This is a genomic window from Ruegeria sp. CDSA020 (assembly GCF_059612345.1).
On record NZ_JBXWQK010000009.1, the window covers coordinates 63913 to 80758 of the forward strand.

Consider the following 16846-nt stretch of genomic DNA (forward strand, 5'->3'; position numbering starts at 1 on the left):
CACTTTCTGGAGTAACTTTGATGTCGCACAGCTATGGCCAATGGTGCCCCATCGCCAAATCAACTGAAATCTTGGGCGAAAAATGGACCATGCTGATTGTACGCGAACTGTTGATGGGCAGCACACGTTTTTCAGAGCTCCAGCGTGGGTTGGGCGCGATCTCTCCCACGCTTTTGACGCGCAGATTGGTCACGCTCGAGGAGTATGACCTTGTCTATAAGCGTCGTATTCAAGGCGGTCGAGGGCACGAATACCTACCAACCGCAAGCTGCCGGCAGCTGCAGCCAATCCTACTGGCACTTGGAAGTTGGGGCATGGAATGGTCAAAGGCGTTTATGAGCGACGCGGATTACGACGTCGAGCTTTTGATGCTTTATCTTCAACGAAGTATTGTTCCCGAGAACCTGCCCGGCAGCAGAACGGTCGTGTTGTTCCAGTTTACGGATTTCGCTGAGCAACCTAAATGGTGGATCACGGTTGAAGGTGGCAATGTTGATGTCTGCACAACCGACCCCGGTCTGGACGTGGACGTATTCATCACAACCAAGGTGCGCGCGATGGCGGATGCATGGTTGGGTCACACGACCTATAAGGCTGCCAAAGCCTCTGGCGCGATGGAGATCATCGGACCGGCGGCTCTGACACGTAATATATCAAGCTGGCTTTCCGATTGCATTTTCGCAAGCTTGCCAAATGCCGAAGAGATTTTGGCGGCACGTTAGGACAATCTTAGCGCCGCGCCGGCCTGTGACATAATACTGTCGACAATCGTTCCAGCGGGTTCAGTGCTGTTCACCAGGCCAACGCTTTGACCTGCCCACATCGATAACGCCTCAATCTCTCCGGTCATCGAATGATGGGGTGTCGTGGATTGATAGGCCTTGATTGGGGCGATGCCTCGCATTGCAACCGTTTCACCGGACCGGTGACGTGCCCGATTGCCGGGGCGGCCCTCTGCTAGCCAACGATCCGCTACGGCGTTACGCAGCACGCGATGTGCAGCATTTGACCATCCAACATTATAAAGATCGGTCTCATGGACTGTGTCTGAATGCTGGGCCGCTAAAAGCTGTGCGATGTATTCGGAATGCGCCGCACTTTCTGGGGTTGCCAGAAAACGAGTTCCCATGACAACGCCGCTGGCCCCCAAACAGAGGACCGCAGCCAACCCGCGCCCGTCCGAGATACCTCCGGCCGCCAGAACTGGCACCGATCCTGCCACATCCACGACGGCCGGGATCAGCGGCAGGGTCGCAACGGTCCCACGAACATGCCCTCCTGCTTCCCAACCCTGCGCGACCAATACATCAACGCCCGCATCAACGGCGCGTTTTGCCTCATTCGCAGACGAGACGGTTTGGATTACCAATGCCCCGCTGGCATGCACTTGTTTTACGAAGGGCGCTGCATCCCCCCAGAAGAAATGCACAGCATGAGGGCGATGCGATAGGCAAAGTTCTAATCGGGCTTCTTGCGGCATGTCGAGGCAAAGGTTTATGGCAAATGGCGCACCGGTCTTTGCCCGCAGGTTTGTAAGTTCAGCCTCAATAGTCTCTCTGCTGCTCCACGAGAAGGGCATGATCGGATAGCCGCCTGCATTGCCAACAGCAGCAGCCAAGTCGCTTTCCACGGCGCCGGCCATGGGGGCCAGCGCGATAGGGTGATCAACCGCAACCAGATCTGTAAACGCCGTCGAAATTGCGCGGGTTTTGATCGCCTTGTTCATTATTGAACTCCTTCAAGCCGCGTGGCGGTTTCGATTGGCAATAAGGTGATCGGAAAGGGCCTGCGCATCACCGCCCACGCCATCAATCAACGCCGACTTCCGACGCCGCATGAAGGGCAATCCCAGGACGTATAGACCGGGTGCAACGATGCCCTGATCGTGGACCAAAATGCTTTTCCGGTCGAACACAGGAAGCTTCAGCCAACTGAATTCGGGGGAATAACCCGTTGCCCAGATGATGGTGCAGATCGCTCCGTTTCTCAGATTGGACATGAGGTGTGGCGGGTTGGACAATAACGTCGGGGGCAACAGCTGCGCATCGGGAAGGCCTGTAATGTTCACGCGTTCGGCCCAGTCGTCGAAATGCTTAAGAAGGCGGCCGATCTTCAAGTCCGACATGGCACAGTGATTGGCAACTGAGCCGGAAAACTGCGCCATTCCGTTTTGAATGCCGACCAGTCGACCCGTTACTGCAACCCCCATCGCCTGAAGCGTATTCAGGTCAATGGAGCCTATTCCAGAATCACCCATCAGTTGGAACGAGGGCAAGCGGCGGGCGCGTTCGATATCGTCCACATCCTTGACGCGGACGTCCAGAATGCCGCTACGATCCATCCACCATTGAATATCCCGCCCACGATAACGCCGCGGCGCACGGATATGCTCCCCAACGGCAAGGGTCACAGCATGCCCCGCTTTGCAGAGTTCAGCGGCAATCTGCACGCCGCTGGCTGACCCTCCAACCACCAGCACACCGCCCTTTGCAACTTGATCAGGCGATTTATACGTTCCGAGCGACAGCTGCGTGACGCCTTCCGGAACAGCGCCCGCCAACTGAGGCAGTTTAGGCCGTGCGCAAGCCCCACTGGCGACAACGACATGGTCGCAGATCCAATCGCCCTTGTTGGTGCGAACCAGATAGTTGTTCCCGTGAGAGGTCACAGAATGAACAGCTGTGTGCTCTTCGACCGGGGCATCGATCGCATGGGCATAGTCACGCAGATAACCAGTGATCTGGGGCATGTTCATATACCCGTCCGGATCAGGTCCTTTATACCTATACCCCGGCAACCTTGACTGCCAATTTGGAGTAAGCAGCCGCAGGCTGTCCCACCTGTCTTTCATCCAGGACTGCGCCACCTCGCCCCGCTCCACCACAACATGCGCAACGGAACGGTCCGAAAGACACTTGCTCATTGCAAGCCCGGCTTGCCCGGCGCCAATGATGACAGTCGAAATATGTCGCATGACGCTCGCTCCTGTAGCAATCGCGGCCTAGGCGACGACCACATGTACGTTGGTCGGATTGGTCATAAGATCAAAAACAGTGGATCGTTTTTGTGACTGTGCGACCAAAGCGCGAATGTCATCGTCGCTTGCGTCAGCATCGATATCAAAGGTCACACGGACTGCACTGAAGCCGTTGCGAATGTCGGGGTCCATGCCCAATATCCCGCGCATATCCATATCACCCTCGACAACGCATTGTACGTCATGCAGTTGGATGCCCCGATGTTGCGCGACTGCAGCGATGCCACCGGTCAGGCAGCTCGCCAATGCGGACAATGCGATTTCCGGGGGGGTCGGCGCGCTGTCACGAGCAGCGAAAACTTCTGGATGGTCCGAGCAAATTGAAAAAGTTTCTTTGCGTGTGTGTTCTTCACCCAGGCCAAAATAGCCATTGATGGTGTTGCGGCTTTCACTGCCGTCGACCCAGTCGCAAGTGCTGCGGAATGTGAAGGACGCAGCTTTTGGCATCTCGGCAAATGCGCCCCGTGCCCCGATCAGGGCCTCGGTATTTACGCCATTTGAAACGGGCTTGTCTTGGGGTTGCGTGGTCATTGTGTTGTTCCTTTAGAAGTGTGTTGAGCTGTCGGTGCGGCTCGATACGACGACTTCTAGGGAACACGCGCTCTGCGTGATACTTCACGGTCGAAAGCAATCCACTACATATTTGATAGTAAGAAAAAGAAGCTAACGCCGCTAGCATTGCGAAGGATGGATTTGGCGAAATTGGCTATTTGCCTAAGCCGATTTGTTCTGTGCCTTTTTGCCTGTCTTGGTAGGCCGCTCCCCATGTTGTCCGGCAGTACCGTTGAGCGCTTGATGCCAAGCAGGCTTCTTGACAGGGTTTGCACCCGGGCGCCTCGCCTTGGGCTTTTTGGATTTAGGCATTGGGTGTCCTCTCTTGGTTGCAGGGAGGCATATTAGGTTTGAGACCGGATTGATACCACCGAGTTCAGGCTTGGACATGATGTTAGGCAACTGGAATCAAATCAATCCGATCGTACCCTTAAGTAGAAACGCATCAGGGATTGATTTGCCCCAACAACAAAACTGATCCTTTGTGAATGCTGCGCCATGTATCAACGGCGGCAATGGCGGGCTGCACCGCAGCATGACCGGGCCGGATCGAGTGGCTGCTCTAGGCCGTCCTCATCCAAGTAAATGTGTCTGAACCCCGAATTTCCTTCTGCCTCCAAGGTCTGGTCCAGCCCTACAAAGTCGAAAGCAATTTCTATACTTAAGTTCAACTGGGCAAACCGGCTGCGCGTAGGCCAGCAGCAAGGTGTTCGAAATCATCTGGTTGCCGCCACATCGTCTGAAACCCATGAGTGAGAGTAGAAACGGTTTCTTCATTCACTCGGATACCTCGGCTCATGAGTTCGTCGCGACGCTCGGCTGTAAAATCAACGAGGGCTGCTTCGGCCTCTGCCTGACGATCAAGCTTTGCATAGAAGGCCGCCACGAATGCTGTCACAAGGAATTGAGCCAAGCCTCTCCCATAATCCAATCGATGGCCGGGGGGTGCAAAGGATCCAACTGCATTGCCTCAGATACGACCTCACGCGCCTTCTCATGCCTCTCGAGCAAAAGAAAGGCGTATCCACACCAAGCCATGGACTCTGCCTCGTTTTCGATCAAAGACAGCGTTTTTTCAAACTGGGTCTCAGCCTCTTGCCAAAGGCCTGCGCACTAATAGGCGAAACAGAGTTGGTCCTGGATGTAGACATCCCGGTTGTCCAGTGCCGTCCCCTTTCGAGCAATTTGCAATACATGGTTGGTTGCTTCGGTAACAGCAAACCCTAGCCAAATATCAATGACATAGGTATCTGAAAGGTACATGAACGATCGCGCGATTGTCGGGTCGAGGGCTACTGCCCGTTCTAGCAGGGCCCGTGCCTTTGCCGTATCTCGGGCATTCAGGCCCTCGCGAAGGGCTTTGCCCTTTAGCATTAGCTCGTAAGCCCTCATTTCCTTTTCTGGCTTTCGGGGCAACATCGTGCTGAACCCGCCCGGGGAGGACCGCCACGATGCTTCGTGTCACATCGTCTTGAACCTCCAAAACATCCTCTAATTCACGATCATTTCGATCCGACCACAACTGCAATCCCCAAAATTGAGTCTGAGAACTGCTCCGAAACTCTGACCCGGCTCCCTGCTTTTCGCACACTACCTTCGACAAGATAATCCGCGCCCAAAGTCGCCGCAATTTCAGCTGGATCGGCTTCCTTGCGTCTGAAGCGAAAAGAGGCGTTCCTTGAGACCAACTGAAGCGTGCAAAAGCGCGACAATCCTGTGATGATGTCTTCTGTAATACCATCACTGAAAAAACTGTTCTGGATCATCGCTCAGGTTGTGGAATGGCAAAACGGCGATTGTGGACGAATTGCCATGGCCGCAGATATCGACCCGACCTATGCAGCGGCGTTCGAGGCGGCGCAGCTAGGGGTGTCGAGAAACTGGTCTACGGCACGCGGATATCGCCTGAGGGCGATTTGGGTGAACTTAGCCGAAAAACTATCGTTCATGCAGAAGCGTTGAAGGGGTAGTTTGAGCCCTGGGTGACCAATTTTGCATGACGAACGGACTGGCGCAATGCGCGGAAGGCCGCCTCCTCGTTTCATTAGTACGGTCCAATCCAAACGCACAGATCTGCTATTTTCGCCGCGATGCAGCTTTCGCATTCCTGCCGTTCGTCCCATCTCCTGTAATATTGCGTCGGTAATGACTCGGTCGTGGACTGAGCTGAGTCTCTGGGCGGCTTAGTCAACGGCGCGTGTTTCAAACTCGTACTCAAATCGTTCAATGTCGAGTTTATAAACTTGGTCGACTATCTCTCTTTCACGGGGGCCGTAGTAGCTTGAATAGTGAACTTTCTCAGTGCTGCTCTTATTAAGGTGCGGTGGTGTGCTTCTCACATCGAAAAGACCATATTCGAGCGCAACTTGTTCAACGACCTCGAAGTCGGATGCGAAGTTCTCCAGTTTCCCTAAGAAATCCAACTCCAAAGGTACGTAAAGAGATTGAGGAAGCCAATGATGATTGACCTTCTCTTTCGAGAATTGAAGGAACTGCAGAAAGTCCATGTCTTCTCGCCCACCCATAGAACGCAGTTGATTCACGCGAAAAGGCTGCGTCGTAAACATCTTCCAATTCGACACAGCTCTGGACCAAGGGTTCCGGACAAAAGAAAATCGAAAAAGGTTCTTTGAAAAAAGGGGCAGATGACGAAGGCTTTTGCTTTCATCTTCTCCAAAGAAAGATCTGCGGATAGAACTAGAAGCACTCTTGGGGACGTCAAAATAGACCAAAGGTGCGTTTACATACCGAAAAGTATAGTTTCCTCGTCCTCCGGAACCTGGGCAGCCGCACGTCGGACAGTCGCATTTGATGCGTCTTGCCGTAAAAAAGCTAAGTAACATATGGGCTTCCCTCCCGTGTCGATAGCGCCGCGTTTTCTAGCAAGATCGTTGATAGAGAGAAAGCAATAACTTTGTTTCGCCTATTGAAGAGACCGCGAATGAGGGCGGTTTTGCACTCCCGATTAACTGGGTCGAACACCTTGCAAGAAGCTTCGGTTGTCGCTTTAGTCAGGCTAGCAGACGGTTGTGCTTTTTGCGGGATTAGTCAAAAACGGGGCCACCCGGCGCAGTAAGTTTGAAAATGTGAGTTTGAACGACCGCTCTCGGATCTGCCCTATGTGTCCTTTCGCATCCGCAGCAATCCATAGTTCGTTGCATCGGGTCTTTTTCGAGATGGGCACAGAAAGCAACCACCAGCCGCTCACCAAGGGAGGATGACCCGCAAGATGTCTGCCAAGCCGACATTGGCGGAACCTCTCTGGCTGGGCATAGAGCTCAGAAAAAGGATCCGCCCAAACAAAGGCGATCCGACCAATCCTTGAAGCCACGGCATTGATCCCCATCTTAACCCGCGACCGTGCGCCCTCTGGTACTTTCTGCACAAGCAGCGTAAAAAGGGTGCTGCGCGAAATATTTGGAGCCTCGCATCGATGAAAGAACATCGTGGCCGTCTGACCAAGGACGGTATCCGTATCTATGAACAGGGTGACTTTGCCGGCATGCAGGCGGCGGGGGCTTTGGCTGCGCGGATATTGGATGATATTGCCGATCATGTGTTTGTCGGCCAGACCACTGGCGCGATTGACGGGCTCATCACGCAGATGGTCGAGGATGCGGGCGCAACATCGGCCACGATTGGCTATAAGGGCTATCAGCATGCCAGCTGTATCAGCGTCAATCATGTGGTCTGCCACGGCATTCCCGGCGACAAAAAGCTGAAGGATGGCGATATCCTGAATATCGACGTGACCGTTATTGTCGACGGCTGGTTCGGGGATACCTCGCGCATGTATGTAGCGGGAAAGCTGCCGCGCAAAGCCGAACGGTTGATCCAGATCACTCATGATGCTCTGTTCAAGGGCATCGAGATGGTCAAACCCGGCAACACGTTCGGCGATATCGGCCACGCGATTCAATCATTTGTCGAAGCACACCGGATGAGCGTAGTCCGCGATTTTTGCGGCCACGGGCTGGGCCGGGTCTTCCATGCACCGCCAAACGTTCTGCACTATGGCCGTCCGGGCACTGGTGCGGTTCTGGAAGAGGGCATGTTCTTTACCATCGAACCGATGGTCAATCTGGGCCGCCCCGAGACCAAGACGCTGGCCGATGACTGGACCGCCGTGACGCGCGACAAGTCACTGTCGGCACAGTTTGAACACTCGGTCGGTGTAACGGCAGATGGGGTCGAGATTTTTACCCTGTCGCCAGGCGGCAAGTACCACCCGACCTATTCTTCCTGATCCGCCGCCTGATCCCGTAGCAGCTTTAGCAGCAGGGTTTCCTGCCCCCATGGCGTGACCGCATCATGGATGAAAACCGGCGCGCGCAGAGGCGTGCGCTGGGGATCGGTTGCGGTGTCAGCCTCTTGCGGAAGTGACCAATTCGACGGGGTCAGTGCACGGTCCATGCCCCGCAGGGTAACATGACCGGGTCAAATCCCCAAAAGCGCCGGAACCTGCGCCATGTCAGAGAAGACTTCGCCCCCCGCAGCGGCCAGTTTTTTACCGCCATCATGCGGTGCATAGGCCAAACAGCGCATATGTGCCCTGCTTGCTGCGGTCACGCCGCTGAGGCTGTCCTCGATCACCACGGGGTTTACGGCGTTGAAACGCTCAGCCGCTGTCAGAAACAATGTCGGGTCCGGCTTGGCCGTTCCCAGAACATGAGCGGAAAAGGCGACATCGCGAAACCGATCCCATAACCCGTTCTGACCCAAAGTGATCTGCATCTTGTCCGGGCTGCCGTTCGAGGCGACACAGAAGGGCAACCCGTTTGCCTCGAGAACCGCCAGCAGGTCCGCCACGCCGGGCATCAGCTGCACGCCAAGGCGGAGCCGGTCATAGGTTTCCGCATAGACCTCATCGACCCAGTCATTGGACAAGTCCGCGCCCAGCGCCCTTGCCTTGTCCCGCACCCCGGTCATGGTGCCCCCAACGAACAGCTGCATACTGTCTTCGATTGTCAGGTTCAGGCCATAACGGGCAAGATTGTCGACCAGTACCTGATTGGACAGCGGCTCACTGTCGACCAGGACTCCGTCGCAATCAAAGATCACCAGATCATGCATCCGGATCGCCATTCCACATCAGGGTGATATGCGTGTCGCCATATTTGCGGCTGTTTTGCAGGACGAATCCTTCGGGCGGCTGCATGGGCGCGTTTTCCTCCCAGACCACAAGGGCGCCTTGTGCGAACCAGCCCTCTGACAGGGCAGCAATCGCCTTTTGCCCAAGGGATTTACCATAGGGCGGGTCCAGGAAGATCAGGTCATAAGGCGCTGCAGGATTGGCTCCCAACCGCGTGGCGTCGCGACGGATCAACTCGGTACAGTCAGAGCTGCGGGTCAGGTCGATATTCTTGCGGATCAGGCCCTGTGACACGCGGCCATTATCGACAAAGCTCACATGTGTCGCACCGCGCGACAAGGCCTCAAGCCCCAGCGCACCGGTGCCTGCGAACAGGTCCAACACGCGCAGTCCGTCAAAATCAATCTGATGGGCCAGTACGTTGAACAGGCTTTCGCGCACTCGGTCTGTGGTCGGGCGCAGATGCGCGCCGGCGTCCCCCTTGCCGACCGAGGCCAAAGCCCGACCTCGGAAGGCTCCGGCGATGATCCTCACGCTTTGAGCAGCGGTTTCAGGTCCGCATCCGGGTCGGCCACAATAGCAGGATCAGCTGTTTTTCCGCTTTCAATCAGACGCTTACCAACCATATAGGCACGCGGATCGTTCATCGCGTCGACCGCGATCAGCTGATCGCCCTTATAGTACCAGAAGGACACGGTCTGCCCGTCACCATTGCGGGTCACCACCCGGTCATACCCGGTGTTCAGGCCCGCGATCTGCAGTTTGACGTCATACTGATCCGACCAGAACCACGGGGTCGCAGTATAACCCTTTGCCGCGCCCAACATGTTCTGGGCAACAATCTCGGCCTGATCAATCGCGTTTGGCACGCTTTCCAGACGGATACGCCCGCCAGCATGCGGGAATGAGGCGCAATCGCCCGCCGCCCAGATCGACGGATCAGAGGTGCGCCCAAGCGCATCTGTCTTGATGCCATTGTCCAGCTCCAGCCCGGCCATCTCGGCCAGTTGGGTCGCAGGGGCGATGCCAACACCGACAACAACGAAATCGACCGCCAGTTCTGTTCCATCGGTCAGCACCGCGCCAGTGACCTTGCCGTTTTCACCCAGCAAACGGTCCAACCCGACGCCTTCGCGGATATCGGCACCATATTCGGAATGCAGCGTTCTGAAATAGTCACTGGTTTCAGGGGCGGCGACCCGTTGCAGAATGCGGTCGGCCATTTCAACCAAGGTCACCTTGACCCCGCGCTTGGCGCAAACGGCTGCGGCCTCAAGCCCGATGTATCCTCCGCCCACGATCAGCGCACGCGCGCCTTCGGACACATAGGGTTCCATTTCGTCCACATGGGCCAGATCACGCACCACATGCACCCCGTCCAAATCGCCGCCAATAGCGGCTGGAAGGCGGCGCGGATCCGATCCGGTGGTCAGGGCCAGCTCGTCGTAAGCAACAACCTGATCACCCAGCGTCACGGTCTTGGCCTGAGGGTCGATTCCGGTCACGCGCTGACCAAGGCGCAGGGTGATATTGTTATCGGTATAGAAATTTTCGGGGCGCAGGAAGAGGCGCTCTAGCCCCATCTCACCCAGAAGATAGGCCTTGGACAAAGGCGGTCTCTGATAGGGCAAATGCGGCTCTGCGCCGATCAGAGTAATCTCGCCGTCGAACCCATCTTTACGCAGCCGGGCGACAAGCGAAGCACCTGCCTGGCCGGCGCCAATCACGACAATATGGCTCATATTCCCCTCACCCTGTCGAATTCCCGTGGTCACTTTTGTTAGCTCACCTATATTGCGGCTAGGCCCGACTCTGCAAATCCAAATGACAGGAGCGAAAAAATGATTTCAACAGGTGACACTCTGCCCGACGCCACATTGACCCAAATGGGGGCAAATGGCCCTGAAGAGGTCCGCGTTTCGGACAAGACCAAAGGGCGCAAGGTTGTCATTTTCGCCGTGCCCGGCGCCTATACCGGCACGTGCACAACGGCGCATGTTCCAAGCTTTATGCGTACCAAAGACCAGTTCGATGCAAAAGGCGTGGAAGAAATCATCTGCATCTCGGTCAACGACCCCTTTGTCATGAGCGCCTGGGGCGAGTCCACCGGCGCAACTGCGACTGGCCTAACCATGTTGGCCGATGCGGCGTCTGAATTCACCAAAGCCATCGGGATGGATTTCGACGCCCCGCCCGTTGGTCTGATCGGCAGGTCCAAGCGCTATGCGATGCTGGTCGAAGACGGCAAAGTGGTCGCCATGAACCTGGAGGAAAACCCCGGCGTCTGCGAGATTTCCGCAGGTGAAGGGCTGTTAGAGGTTATCTGACCTGATCTGGCCCCAGTGCTGCTGGGGCCATTTTCGCAATTTAACTTGCGACACTCTTATGATGGGCGAATACTTGGTACATATTCATCAGGGAGTTTGTTTATGAACCTAAAGACATTTACCTTTCTTTTAGGTCTGACCGGCGCACTTGGCGCTTGTGGACCGGCCCCCACCCAACAGCAACAGGCCGCACGACAGCATGAAATCGCCTGCCTGAGCGGCACAGTGGGTGGTGCCTTGCTGGGCGGCGTCATCGGCAATCAGTTTGGCGGCGGTTCCGGGAAAACCATCCTGACGGCAGCGGGTGCTGCGGTCGGCGGCGTTGAAGGTCAGAGGTTCGCATGTTGAGAGGGATGAAGATGAAAACCGCAATCGTCCTGTCGATGTTGTCCCTGGCGGGTGCCGCAACGGCCGAAACCGTGGCAGAGCTGCATGAGAATGAGCTTAAGGCCATCGACACCAATAATGACGGCTTCCTGTCGAAAGATGAGTTCGACGCCTTTTCCGACTATGCGTTCCAGACGATGGATGAGGACAAGAACGGCACATTGGGCCTGGATGAAGCCAAGCCGTTTCTGGATATAAAGCAATTCCAAAAGGTTGACCGGGACCGGGATAATAATATTTCAAGAACGGAATACGATCAGCATATGACCGAAGATTTTATTTCTGCTGATCAGAACAGCAACGGTCAACTGGACTAGGCTCTGCGGCCTTGGGCCAGACAGGAGTATGCAATGACCAAATGGAGTGCTCTTTTTGCGTTGGGGTTGCTTGCTGCATGTGATGTGCCGCAGGCCCCTATTGTGACCGGCCCTGATGGCCAATCGAGGATTGAGATCAGCGCCACTGGCCTGACCTGCTATGACCGGCGTTGTCTCGACATCAACCCCGCAGCACGGTCCGTGCGCATGATCGGCAACAGAACTACCCGGATACCTGCCGAAATCGACGTTAGTGACAACCTGGTCACCCCAGCTGAGTTCAAGCGGCTGGGTCAGGTTGCCAGCCTTGCCGGTGGTGTCGGATCACGCGGTGACAGCGGTTAGACCAGGCTGTCCATCTTGCGGGCCAGTTTGGCGTCAAGCGCCGAAAGCCCGCCGACATCATGGGTGGACAGCGTCACCTCGACAGTGCGGTAGACATTGAACCATTCGGGATGATGGTTCCATTTCTCGGCAAACATAGACACTTGGGTCATCCAACCAAAGGCGTGGACGAAGTCCTCGAACATAAAGGTCTTGGTGATCGCATCCCGGTCCTTGACCATGGTCCAGCCGCTTTTGAACAGCGGGTCCAGCAAGGGGCCACGGGTCTCGGTCGACAGAAGTTCAGTCATTGGTGTTCCTCCGGGTTCGACTTTCTGAACGGGCCATAATCAGTCAGAATCTCGATTTCTTCTCCCACTGCTTGGGCCTCGGCGTCCAGATATTTTTTGATCGCATCGGCAAAGCTGGGGTCATTGACCCAGTGCAGGCTGTGCGTGCGCGTGGGAAGATAGCCGCGCGCCAGCTTGTGTTCGCCCTGCGCCCCAGCCTCGACCCGAGCCAGGCCTTGCGCAATGGCAAAGTCGATTGCCCTATAATAGCACAGTTCGAAATGCAGGCAGGCATGATGTTCGACGCAGCCCCAGTAACGGCCATAAAGCGTTTCGCGCCCGATAAAGTTCAGCGCCCCCGCAATCGGATACCCGCCGCGCTCGGCCAGCACCAATGCCATGTCATCCGCCATGGTTTCTTGCGCAATATCAAAGAACTGCCGCGTCAGATAGGGCACGCCCCATTTCCGAGCGCCGGTATCCTGATAGAACTCCCAGAACGCGTCCCAATGTTCGGGGCGCAGGTCATCACCGGTCAACGCGCGGATTTCGCCGCCAAAGGCGCAGGCCTGCGCGCGTTCCTTGCGGATGTTCTTGCGTTTGCGCGAGGACAAAGCGGCCAGAAATCCATCGAAATCCGCATACCCGTCGTTTAGCCAGTGAAATTGCTGGGAATGGCGCAGCATCAGGCCCATCTGTTCGCCCGCCAACGCCTCATCTTCAGTGCAAAAGGTCGTATGGACCGACGATACCTGATTATCCGCGGCCAGCTGCACCGCCCCCTGTACCAAGGCGGACATGCCCACCGCCTGATATCCCGGCCGCAGCAGAAAGCGGCGCCCGGTGGCCGGGGTGAACGGCACGGCAATCTGCAGTTTGGGATAATACCGCCCGCCGGCGTTTTCATAGGCATGCGCCCAGTTGTGGTCGAAGATATATTCGCCCTGACTATGCGATTTGGCGTACATCGGGGCGGCCCCGATCAACATTCCGTCCAGGTAAACCGTCAGGTATTGCGGCTGCCAGCCGGTACCCGGCCCGACCGACCCGCTTTCCTCCAAAGCCAAAAGAAAGCGATGAGTGGTAAAGGGATCAAGCGGACGGCCCCAATCCGCAGCCTCGGGGCAGGCACAGCTGTCCCACTCTGCCGCAGTAATCTGCGAGAGCGATCCAAGTACCCGAACCTCGATTTGTGCCTGATCCATGTGCCCTCTGCGTTTGATCTTTATCTGTGACGGAAGGGGCGCGGTTCAACCCGGATGCGCGGCTAAGTACCCTTCGAAAGTCACATTATCGGCAATCTTGCGAGCCTCGGCCTCTTGCGCGGCCGAGCGAACGGTCCAGCACAGGACCGGAACACCCTGAGCCTTCAGCTCGGCAACCCTTGGGCGGGACAAGTCTTCGGCTTCGTGGCTGATGAAACTGGCCCCGACCCTCGCGAAATCCGGGATGTCCCGCAGGTAATCGCACACCGCCGCAGGCAAAAGTTCGACTTTGGGCTGATACGAACAGGTCGTGATCCCCCTGGGCAAATGCGGCGCCAACCGCGCCAGTTCAGCCACCGAATTGGGGTTGAACGACATCAGCGCCACCGGACCTTCATAACCCTCAAGGGCTCGTACAGTATCGCGCTCGAGCGGGCCCACATTCGGGCCCATCACACCGTCCTGATCCTTAAGCTCGATCAGCAGGGGCACCTTGCCCGCCACGATTTCCAGCACATCATCCAGTGTCGGAATACCGTCATCAGCGTGCAACAGCTGTGTCTCGGACGCTACCTGCGCCGAAATCTGCCGAACTGGCCCCGGTCGCCCGGTCAGTCGCCCCAGGTCATAGTCGTGAAAGACCAAAGCCCGGTTGTCGGCGCTCAACTGCAGATCAATCTCAATCCCGTAACCGGCCTTAACAGCGGCACGAACCGCCGCCCGGCTGTTTTCCGGGCGGTTGTCCAATTTGTCGTGCAGGGCCCGATGCGTGATCGGGGCCTGTAGGAACGTAGCGGGCAGTACCGGGGTCATGCGATCTCGAAGATGCCTTCGATCTCAACCGCGACGCCCAACGGCAACGACGCTGCACTCACGGCCGAGCGCGAATGGCGACCAGCCTCGCCCAGCGCCTCGACCAGAAAGTCCGACGCACCATTGATCACCTGCGGCTGGTCGGTGAAATCGGCGGTTGAATTCACGAACCCTGTCAGTTTGATCACACGCACCAGCTTTTCTATATCGCCACCGCAAGCAGCCTTGACCTGCGCCAGAAGATTGATCGCGCAGACCTTGGCAGCCGCAGCACCCGCTGCAACATCCATGTTATCACCCAGCTTGCCGGTGATCAGTTCCGCATCCTTGGAAATCTGTCCTGAAACGTAGACGATATTGCCGACCCGCACGAAAGGCACATAGTTGGCGGCGGGCGCCGGCCCGTCTGGCAGACTGATTCCCAGGCTTTCCAGTTTTGCTGCGATACTCATATGTTGATCCTCACCTGATATAGACTCGGCGGGACGCTATCCGGGATCGTTCGGCTGGAAAAGGGTGAAACCAGTAAAACTGCGGTCAGTGGCGTATTAAGCGTAACTTCTCTTATCCCGAGGTGTTGAACTTGTGTCACTTTACCAGATGCAGTCGGCCGGGTTAAACGCGAACTGTTTCAAAATGGGCCCAAAACCTTTATGTGACGACAGATTGAGCCGCAAAATGGCCGCAGGCATTATTGATTGAGCGTCCAGCCCCACTCACAAAACGGCTGGCGCGTTTGGAGTTGAAATACCGTGTTGAGCAAGATCAGATTCAAGCCCCTGATTGTCGTGACCCTGATGACCGTTCTTGGCGCTTGTGCGTCCCAACCCGCCGATCAGGCCGCGCGCGGCGATACTTTCGATCCCTACGAGAATACAAACCGCGGCATTCACAAGTTCAATCTGGGCGTCGACCGGTTCCTGTTCCGTCCGGCCTCGAAAGGCTATGTGAAAATCGTGCCCGATCCGATGGTGACCAGTTTCAACCATTTTGCCGAAAACCTGACTATGCCGGGTCAGGCTCTGGATTATCTGCTGCAGGGCAATCTGAAGCAGTCGGGCAATGCCCTGCTGCGGTTCCTCATCAATACGACCGTTGGTGGCGCGGGTCTGTCTGACCCGGCCAGCGAATTGAACCTGCCGCCCGTGGATACCGATTTCGGTGAAACCCTGCACGTCTGGGGTTTTGGCGAAGGCGCCTATGTGGAATTGCCCTTCTATGGCCCCTCAACATCCAGGGATGCGGTCGGCGTCGTCGTCAACCTGTTTTCGAACCCGATCAACTTCACACCGGTGCGCCCGGTCGAGAATATTGGCGTCTACGCCGAAATCGTAAGGCGGATGGGCGACCGTGGACGGTTCTCGGACACAGTCGATTCCATCCTCTATGAAAGTGCTGACAGCTATAAGCAGGCACAAACAATTTACCTGCAAAATCGACGTTTCGAACTGGCACGCGATGATGAGGACGCCTATCTGGGATTGTATGACGATCCCTATGCAGATATCGGGACCGACCCTGTCAGAGACCCCTACCTTGACCCCTACGAGGATCCATATGCCGAGTAATTATTTGAAGAGAAGAGAGTTTATTGCATCTGGCATCGCCGGCCTGGCGCTAGCCACCCTCCCCTTGCCAGGCTTTGCCCAGACAGAGGCCAGTGCAAAAGCGTTGGTCGTTAGCGTTGTGGATGACATCAATCGCGTCATCAGTTCGGGAAAATCCGAAAAGAGCATGATCCGCGATTTTGAGAAGATTTTCGTGCAATATGCCGATGTTCCGATCATGGCGCGCTATGTGTTGGGGGCCGATGGCCGCTCGGCCAGTGCGTCGCAGATCAGGCAGTTCACCGACGCGTTTCAGGGCTATATCTCCAGCAAATACGGGCGTCGCTTTCGCGAGTTTATTGGCGGCCAGGTGACCGTTCGCAATGCGCGCAAGATCAAAGCGGGATACGAGGTCCGCACCTCGGTCAAGTTGCAGGGATCTTCCCCGTTCGAGGTGACCTTCCTGGTGTCCGACAAATCCGGCCGCGACAAATTCTTCAACATGTTTATCGAAGGCGTGAACATGCTGCTGACCGAACGTACCGAGATTGGCGCCATGCTGGACGCGCGCGGCGGTGATCTGAACCGTCTGATCAAGGATATGAAGCGAACCGGGTAAATTCACAGCGATTTACTGCAGTCAAAACTTTCAAATCCGCTCGTAGTTTCGACCAGTTCGGCCTCATAGTGTGCGATCATTGGCATTGCAATGGGTTCGATCTGGTCATTCCAGACCGCCTCGCCATAGAAGCTGTCCTTTATCCTGTCGCGTTCTTCCAACGAAGAGAACGCGCGCATCCAATGCACTTTGTCAGGATTTTCCAGATCTCTGAGCGGCCCAAACACAAGCATTCCTGCATCCCGCAACGCAGCGCGATTGTGTTTCTCAAAGAATTCTATGAACGCTTCTCGGCGGCCCGGTTTTAGTGTGTAATGTCGAATTTCCAGTATCATC

General features: G+C 56.2%; 25 protein-coding genes. 9 read left to right on the plus strand and 16 right to left on the minus strand.

What is annotated here, in order from left to right; all coding sequences use genetic code 11:
* Positions 1-20 precede the first annotated feature (20 nt).
* Positions 21-722: a winged helix-turn-helix transcriptional regulator gene (locus AC2FJW_RS15810; RefSeq protein WP_496703513.1), complete on the plus strand. Its 702-nt coding sequence runs from the start codon at positions 21-23 to the stop codon at positions 720-722.
* Here the strand turns inward: AC2FJW_RS15810 and AC2FJW_RS15815 are convergent.
* From AC2FJW_RS15815 to AC2FJW_RS15840, 6 genes are all read right to left on the minus strand, one after another.
* Positions 719-1726: an NAD(P)H-dependent flavin oxidoreductase gene (locus tag AC2FJW_RS15815; protein ID WP_496750624.1), complete on the minus strand. Its 1008-nt coding sequence runs from the start codon at positions 1724-1726 to the stop codon at positions 719-721. The two genes, AC2FJW_RS15810 and AC2FJW_RS15815, sit on opposite strands and share 4 nt — an antisense overlap.
* A 12-nt stretch (positions 1727-1738) precedes the next feature.
* On the minus strand, positions 1739-2974 hold the full coding sequence (locus AC2FJW_RS15820; protein WP_496750625.1) for an NAD(P)-binding domain-containing protein: 1236 nt from the start codon (positions 2972-2974) through the stop codon (positions 1739-1741).
* Between the two features lie 27 nt (positions 2975-3001).
* On the minus strand, positions 3002-3568 hold the full coding sequence (locus tag AC2FJW_RS15825) for an OsmC family protein (protein WP_496692757.1): 567 nt from the start codon (positions 3566-3568) through the stop codon (positions 3002-3004).
* 688 nt (positions 3569-4256) lie between these two features.
* Entirely contained in the window at positions 4257-4487 is a 231-nt protein-coding gene (locus AC2FJW_RS15830; RefSeq protein WP_496750626.1) for a hypothetical protein, read from the minus strand.
* Positions 4488-4702: 215 nt separating this feature from the next.
* A complete protein-coding gene (locus AC2FJW_RS15835) occupies positions 4703-4981 on the minus strand; it encodes a hypothetical protein (protein ID WP_496750627.1) in 279 nt (92 codons plus the stop codon).
* A gap of 110 nt (positions 4982-5091) precedes the next feature.
* On the minus strand, positions 5092-5355 hold the full coding sequence (locus AC2FJW_RS15840; RefSeq protein WP_496750629.1) for a hypothetical protein: 264 nt from the start codon (positions 5353-5355) through the stop codon (positions 5092-5094).
* A gap of 46 nt (positions 5356-5401) precedes the next feature.
* Between AC2FJW_RS15840 and AC2FJW_RS15845 the strand changes: the two genes are divergently transcribed.
* Positions 5402-5551: a hypothetical protein gene (locus AC2FJW_RS15845; RefSeq protein ID WP_496692760.1), complete on the plus strand. Its 150-nt coding sequence runs from the start codon at positions 5402-5404 to the stop codon at positions 5549-5551.
* Positions 5552-5772: 221 nt separating this feature from the next.
* On the opposite strand, the gene AC2FJW_RS15850 is transcribed toward AC2FJW_RS15845, so the two are convergent.
* Positions 5773-6432, minus strand: a complete 660-nt coding sequence (locus AC2FJW_RS15850) for a sulfotransferase family 2 domain-containing protein (RefSeq protein WP_496692761.1) — start codon at positions 6430-6432, stop codon at positions 5773-5775.
* Positions 6433-7022: 590 nt separating this feature from the next.
* Between AC2FJW_RS15850 and map the strand changes: the two genes are divergently transcribed.
* On the plus strand, positions 7023-7835 hold the full coding sequence (gene map / locus AC2FJW_RS15855) for a type I methionyl aminopeptidase (RefSeq protein WP_271952408.1): 813 nt from the start codon (positions 7023-7025) through the stop codon (positions 7833-7835).
* Here map and AC2FJW_RS15860 read toward each other — a convergent pair.
* The 4 genes from AC2FJW_RS15860 to AC2FJW_RS15875 are packed head-to-tail and all read right to left on the minus strand — an operon-like array spanning position 7823 to position 10423.
* Positions 7823-8002 (minus strand): hypothetical protein, encoded by a 180-nt coding sequence (locus AC2FJW_RS15860; RefSeq protein ID WP_496678387.1) that lies wholly within the window; start codon positions 8000-8002, stop codon positions 7823-7825. The two genes, map and AC2FJW_RS15860, sit on opposite strands and share 13 nt — an antisense overlap.
* Positions 8003-8026: 24 nt before the next feature.
* Positions 8027-8674 (minus strand): HAD family hydrolase, encoded by a 648-nt coding sequence (locus tag AC2FJW_RS15865; RefSeq protein ID WP_496750630.1) that lies wholly within the window; start codon positions 8672-8674, stop codon positions 8027-8029.
* The gene (rsmD, locus tag AC2FJW_RS15870) at positions 8655-9215 is read right to left on the minus strand and encodes a 16S rRNA (guanine(966)-N(2))-methyltransferase RsmD (RefSeq protein ID WP_496750632.1); all 561 of its coding nucleotides are present in this window, start codon (positions 9213-9215) and stop codon (positions 8655-8657) included. Before rsmD ends, AC2FJW_RS15865 begins: the two co-directional genes overlap by 20 nt.
* A complete protein-coding gene (locus AC2FJW_RS15875; protein WP_496750633.1) occupies positions 9212-10423 on the minus strand; it encodes an NAD(P)/FAD-dependent oxidoreductase in 1212 nt (403 codons plus the stop codon). Before AC2FJW_RS15875 ends, rsmD begins: the two co-directional genes overlap by 4 nt.
* A 99-nt stretch (positions 10424-10522) precedes the next feature.
* On the opposite strand from AC2FJW_RS15875, the gene AC2FJW_RS15880 reads away from it, so the two are divergent.
* From AC2FJW_RS15880 to AC2FJW_RS15895, 4 genes are all read left to right on the plus strand, one after another.
* The gene (locus tag AC2FJW_RS15880) at positions 10523-11008 is read left to right on the plus strand and encodes a peroxiredoxin (protein WP_142638675.1); all 486 of its coding nucleotides are present in this window, start codon (positions 10523-10525) and stop codon (positions 11006-11008) included.
* Positions 11009-11110: 102 nt separating this feature from the next.
* A complete protein-coding gene (locus AC2FJW_RS15885) occupies positions 11111-11356 on the plus strand; it encodes a glycine zipper 2TM domain-containing protein (protein WP_496697828.1) in 246 nt (81 codons plus the stop codon).
* Between the two features lie 11 nt (positions 11357-11367).
* Positions 11368-11712, plus strand: coding sequence for an EF-hand domain-containing protein (locus tag AC2FJW_RS15890; RefSeq protein ID WP_496678396.1), 345 nt, complete (start codon positions 11368-11370; stop codon positions 11710-11712).
* Positions 11713-11745: 33 nt separating this feature from the next.
* On the plus strand, positions 11746-12057 hold the full coding sequence (locus AC2FJW_RS15895) for a hypothetical protein (protein WP_496750635.1): 312 nt from the start codon (positions 11746-11748) through the stop codon (positions 12055-12057).
* On the opposite strand, the gene AC2FJW_RS15900 is transcribed toward AC2FJW_RS15895, so the two are convergent.
* From AC2FJW_RS15900 to AC2FJW_RS15915, 4 genes are read right to left on the minus strand one after another with little or no spacing between them, the layout of a single operon-like run.
* Positions 12054-12347, minus strand: a complete 294-nt coding sequence (locus AC2FJW_RS15900; RefSeq protein WP_142638667.1) for a 4a-hydroxytetrahydrobiopterin dehydratase — start codon at positions 12345-12347, stop codon at positions 12054-12056. The genes AC2FJW_RS15895 and AC2FJW_RS15900 overlap by 4 nt on opposite strands.
* Entirely contained in the window at positions 12344-13531 is a 1188-nt protein-coding gene (locus AC2FJW_RS15905; RefSeq protein WP_496750636.1) for a GNAT family N-acetyltransferase, read from the minus strand. Before AC2FJW_RS15905 ends, AC2FJW_RS15900 begins: the two co-directional genes overlap by 4 nt.
* A 45-nt stretch (positions 13532-13576) precedes the next feature.
* Positions 13577-14344: a glycerophosphodiester phosphodiesterase family protein gene (locus tag AC2FJW_RS15910; protein ID WP_142638663.1), complete on the minus strand. Its 768-nt coding sequence runs from the start codon at positions 14342-14344 to the stop codon at positions 13577-13579.
* Positions 14341-14796 carry a RidA family protein gene (locus AC2FJW_RS15915; RefSeq protein WP_142638661.1) on the minus strand — a complete coding sequence of 152 codons (456 nt, stop codon included), beginning with the start codon at positions 14794-14796 and terminating at the stop codon, positions 14341-14343. The genes AC2FJW_RS15910 and AC2FJW_RS15915 overlap by 4 nt, the downstream gene beginning before the upstream one ends.
* 345 nt (positions 14797-15141) lie before the next feature.
* Between AC2FJW_RS15915 and AC2FJW_RS15920 the strand changes: the two genes are divergently transcribed.
* Together AC2FJW_RS15920 and AC2FJW_RS15925 are read left to right on the plus strand one after the other, a co-directional pair.
* Positions 15142-15912 (plus strand): MlaA family lipoprotein, encoded by a 771-nt coding sequence (locus tag AC2FJW_RS15920; RefSeq protein ID WP_142638706.1) that lies wholly within the window; start codon positions 15142-15144, stop codon positions 15910-15912.
* The gene (locus AC2FJW_RS15925) at positions 15902-16510 is read left to right on the plus strand and encodes an MlaC/ttg2D family ABC transporter substrate-binding protein (RefSeq protein ID WP_496692767.1); all 609 of its coding nucleotides are present in this window, start codon (positions 15902-15904) and stop codon (positions 16508-16510) included. Before AC2FJW_RS15920 ends, AC2FJW_RS15925 begins: the two co-directional genes overlap by 11 nt.
* A gap of 2 nt (positions 16511-16512) precedes the next feature.
* On the opposite strand, the gene AC2FJW_RS15930 is transcribed toward AC2FJW_RS15925, so the two are convergent.
* Positions 16513-16845, minus strand: coding sequence for a putative quinol monooxygenase (locus tag AC2FJW_RS15930; RefSeq protein ID WP_271952393.1), 333 nt, complete (start codon positions 16843-16845; stop codon positions 16513-16515).
* Position 16846: the final 1 nt, after the last annotated feature.

Bases quoted from the DNA above. Each gene is read 5' to 3' on its own strand.
- AC2FJW_RS15895 (WP_496750635.1), top strand. From the start codon at position 11,746: ATGACCAAATGGAGTGCTCTTTTTGCGTTGGGGTTGCTTGCTGCATGT.
- AC2FJW_RS15815 (WP_496750624.1), bottom strand. From the start codon at position 1,726: ATGAACAAGGCGATCAAAACCCGCGCAATTTCGACGGCGTTTACAGAT.
- AC2FJW_RS15920 (WP_142638706.1), top strand. From the start codon at position 15,142: ATGACCGTTCTTGGCGCTTGTGCGTCCCAACCCGCCGATCAGGCCGCG.
- AC2FJW_RS15875 (WP_496750633.1), bottom strand. From the start codon at position 10,423: ATGAGCCATATTGTCGTGATTGGCGCCGGCCAGGCAGGTGCTTCGCTT.
- AC2FJW_RS15925 (WP_496692767.1), top strand. From the start codon at position 15,902: ATGCCGAGTAATTATTTGAAGAGAAGAGAGTTTATTGCATCTGGCATC.
- AC2FJW_RS15820 (WP_496750625.1), bottom strand. From the start codon at position 2,974: ATGCGACATATTTCGACTGTCATCATTGGCGCCGGGCAAGCCGGGCTT.
- AC2FJW_RS15865 (WP_496750630.1), bottom strand. From the start codon at position 8,674: ATGGCGATCCGGATGCATGATCTGGTGATCTTTGATTGCGACGGAGTC.
- AC2FJW_RS15850 (WP_496692761.1), bottom strand. From the start codon at position 6,432: ATGTTACTTAGCTTTTTTACGGCAAGACGCATCAAATGCGACTGTCCG.
- AC2FJW_RS15885 (WP_496697828.1), top strand. From the start codon at position 11,111: ATGAACCTAAAGACATTTACCTTTCTTTTAGGTCTGACCGGCGCACTT.
- map (WP_271952408.1), top strand. From the start codon at position 7,023: ATGAAAGAACATCGTGGCCGTCTGACCAAGGACGGTATCCGTATCTAT.
- AC2FJW_RS15930 (WP_271952393.1), bottom strand. From the start codon at position 16,845: ATGATACTGGAAATTCGACATTACACACTAAAACCGGGCCGCCGAGAA.
- AC2FJW_RS15890 (WP_496678396.1), top strand. From the start codon at position 11,368: ATGAAAACCGCAATCGTCCTGTCGATGTTGTCCCTGGCGGGTGCCGCA.
- AC2FJW_RS15910 (WP_142638663.1), bottom strand. From the start codon at position 14,344: ATGACCCCGGTACTGCCCGCTACGTTCCTACAGGCCCCGATCACGCAT.
- AC2FJW_RS15810 (WP_496703513.1), top strand. From the start codon at position 21: ATGTCGCACAGCTATGGCCAATGGTGCCCCATCGCCAAATCAACTGAA.
- AC2FJW_RS15835 (WP_496750627.1), bottom strand. From the start codon at position 4,981: ATGAGGGCTTACGAGCTAATGCTAAAGGGCAAAGCCCTTCGCGAGGGC.
- AC2FJW_RS15880 (WP_142638675.1), top strand. From the start codon at position 10,523: ATGATTTCAACAGGTGACACTCTGCCCGACGCCACATTGACCCAAATG.
- AC2FJW_RS15905 (WP_496750636.1), bottom strand. From the start codon at position 13,531: ATGGATCAGGCACAAATCGAGGTTCGGGTACTTGGATCGCTCTCGCAG.
- AC2FJW_RS15825 (WP_496692757.1), bottom strand. From the start codon at position 3,568: ATGACCACGCAACCCCAAGACAAGCCCGTTTCAAATGGCGTAAATACC.
- AC2FJW_RS15840 (WP_496750629.1), bottom strand. From the start codon at position 5,355: ATGATCCAGAACAGTTTTTTCAGTGATGGTATTACAGAAGACATCATC.
- AC2FJW_RS15860 (WP_496678387.1), bottom strand. From the start codon at position 8,002: ATGGACCGTGCACTGACCCCGTCGAATTGGTCACTTCCGCAAGAGGCT.
- AC2FJW_RS15900 (WP_142638667.1), bottom strand. From the start codon at position 12,347: ATGACTGAACTTCTGTCGACCGAGACCCGTGGCCCCTTGCTGGACCCG.
- AC2FJW_RS15845 (WP_496692760.1), top strand. From the start codon at position 5,402: ATGGCCGCAGATATCGACCCGACCTATGCAGCGGCGTTCGAGGCGGCG.
- AC2FJW_RS15915 (WP_142638661.1), bottom strand. From the start codon at position 14,796: ATGAGTATCGCAGCAAAACTGGAAAGCCTGGGAATCAGTCTGCCAGAC.